Annotated in this window: 4 protein-coding genes; 3 read left to right on the top strand and 1 reads right to left on the bottom strand. The window is 71.9% G+C overall.

Going from position 1 to position 2,264, the window contains the following annotated elements:
* The 3 genes from Q0L15_RS19770 to Q0L15_RS19760 all read left to right on the top strand — a co-directional run.
* On the top strand, positions 1-480 hold a 480-nt coding region (locus Q0L15_RS19770), incomplete at its 5' end, for a class III extradiol ring-cleavage dioxygenase (RefSeq protein WP_296606310.1).
* Between the two features lie 177 nt (positions 481-657).
* Positions 658-1,167 (top strand): sigma-70 family RNA polymerase sigma factor, encoded by a 510-nt coding sequence (locus Q0L15_RS19765; protein ID WP_296606308.1) that lies wholly within the window; start codon positions 658-660, stop codon positions 1,165-1,167.
* 1 nt (position 1,168) lies between these two features.
* Positions 1,169-1,783, top strand: a complete 615-nt coding sequence (locus Q0L15_RS19760) for a hypothetical protein (protein WP_296606307.1) — start codon at positions 1,169-1,171, stop codon at positions 1,781-1,783.
* Between the two features lie 11 nt (positions 1,784-1,794).
* On the opposite strand, the gene Q0L15_RS19755 is transcribed toward Q0L15_RS19760, so the two are convergent.
* The coding region (locus Q0L15_RS19755; protein ID WP_296606305.1) for an aldehyde dehydrogenase family protein at positions 1,795-2,264 on the bottom strand (470 nt) is incomplete at its 5' end.

The following is a 2,264-nucleotide window of genomic DNA, read 5'->3' as shown; positions in this document are numbered from 1 at the left end:
ATCCACCAGCACTCCTCGCGCGGCCTCGACCACGGCGCGTGGGTGCCGCTGAGGATCATGTACCCCGACGCCGACATCCCCGTGCTGCAGATGTCGCTGCCGACCCACGATCCCGTGCGGTTGATGAAGCTCGGCGAGCGGCTGCGGCCCCTGCGCGACGAGGGCGTGCTGATCATCGGCTCCGGCTTCCTCACCCACGGGCTGCCGTTCCTCACCGAGTGGCGCATCGACGCGGCCGTCCCGGGCTGGTCCGCCGACTTCGACGTCTGGGCCGGTGAGGCGCTCGCCCGCGGCGACGTCGACGAGCTCGCGAACTACCGCGCGCACGCGCCGGGGATGCCGTACGCCCACCCCACGGTGGAGCACTACACCCCGCTCTTCGTCACGCTGGGCGCCGCCACCGACCCCACCGAGCCCGGCCTGCAGGTCATCGACGGCTTCTGGATGGGCCTCTCGAAGCGGTCCCTCCAGGTCGCCTAGACGTTCATTCGGGACTTCTGCAGGTTGAGTCGGCAGTTGTGACGGTTGATTCGCCCGATTCGACCGTCACAACTCACGACTCGACCGTCACAACTCACGACTCAACGTGGTCGGCGGTCGTGTAGTCCCGAGCGGCCTCTCACGTGTTCTATGGGTGTGAGAGAAGGCGGCACCACCATGGAGCTGGGGTTCGAGGAGTTCGCCGCGGTCGAGACGACCCGGCTGTTCGGCCTCGCCCGGGTGCTGTGCGGCAACGAGCACGACGCGTGGGACCTGACCCAGGAGACGTTGACGCGCGTGTCCGCTCGCTGGGGCCGGCTCGCACACCACGACAACATGGGCGCCTACGCCCGTACGACGCTGGCGAACCTGCACCGCAACTCCCGCCGTCGGCGGCGCGAGGTGCTGGTCGCCGACCCGCCCGACCCGGCCGCCCCGATGACCGGCGACGAGCCGGGCCCGCTCGGCCTCGACGCCTGGCTGGACGATGCCATGCGGTCGCTGCCGCATCGACAACGGGTGGCCGTGGCGCTGACCTACCTGGAGGACCGGCCGATCACCGAGGTCGCGGACATCCTCGGCTGCGGGGTCGCGACCGCCAAGACGCACCTGGCCCGGGGCCGCGACGCGCTGCGGCGCGCCGCCGAGGCCGCACGCGCCTCCGAGCCGACGGATCGAGGGATCTGACATGGACACCGACGAGTTCATCGCCACCACGATGAGGCGGGTCGCCGACTCGGCGCGGCCGCCGGCGGGAGCGCCCGTGACCCCGGCCCCCGCGCGCCGCTGGATCGCGCCGCTCGCCGTCGCCGCCGCAGCCGCGGTGGCCGCCGTCGTCACGATCGCCGCCCTCTCCGGGCCGGACGGCTCGGAGTCCGGCGCGCCGGCCGACCAGGCGCCGTCCGGGTCCACCACCGGCACCGGATGCGTGCTCGACTACGAGCCGGCACCGCTCCCGGAGTGGGCCCGTGCGGGCTTCACGCCGCCGGACCAGGCCATGCCCTACGTCGTCGGCGACCGGGGCGACATGGTCGCCATCCTCTGGGACACCCACCATCCGCTCGAGGCGCCGCCGGCCGCGGGCGAGAACAACAAGATCCTGTGGGTCGCCCGGGTCGGCGCGGCCGACGGTCCGCTCGAGATCCGGGCCACGCTCGAGGGCACCGGGCAGATCGTGACCCGCACCGTCAGCCCGGCGCCTGGCCCGTCGGGCGTCGACCTGCCCTCAGCCGGCTGCTGGTCGGTCGACCTGACGTGGGGCAGCCACCGCGACCACCTGATGCTGGGCTACGCGGCCGGCTGAGCCGACGACGGTCAGCGGATGCCGGTCTTGCGCATCATCCGCAGACCGCTGAGCATCCCCTTGACGTACTTGTCGTAGTCCTGGCCCGGCCGCGCACCCATGACCTGCTTCTTGAGCACCGCGAGATTCTGCACGTCGGTGTACTTGAGCAGGCCCTGGTCGCCGTGCCGCGCGCCGACGCCCGACTGCTTCACGCCGCCCGACGGCGTCCCCTTCGACGCGAACGCCGTCGCGAGGATGTCGTTGACGTTGACGTTGCCCGACTCGATGCGCTTGCCCACCTGGCAGGCGTTCGCCACGTCGCCGCCCCACACCGAGGCGTTCAGCCCGTAGTCGGTGTCGTTGGCGAGCGCCACGGCCTCGTCCACGTCTGCGTACGTGTGCAGTGCGACGACGGGCCCGAACGTCTCGGTGACGCCGCAGAGCATGTCCTTGGTGACGCCCTCGAGGATCGTCGGCTCGAAGAACGCCGGCCCGAGGT

The organism is Nocardioides sp., from assembly GCF_024509035.1.
GTDB lineage: Bacteria > Actinomycetota > Actinomycetes > Propionibacteriales > Nocardioidaceae > Nocardioides.
This window is presented reverse-complemented; position numbering and strand designations above follow the sequence as displayed.

What these genes read in the sequence shown, in the direction of transcription:
- Q0L15_RS19765 (WP_296606308.1), top strand. Translation starts at nt 658, where the DNA reads ATGGAGCTGGGGTTCGAGGAGTTCGCCGCGGTCGAGACGACCCGGCTG.
- Q0L15_RS19760 (WP_296606307.1), top strand. Translation starts at nt 1,169, where the DNA reads ATGGACACCGACGAGTTCATCGCCACCACGATGAGGCGGGTCGCCGAC.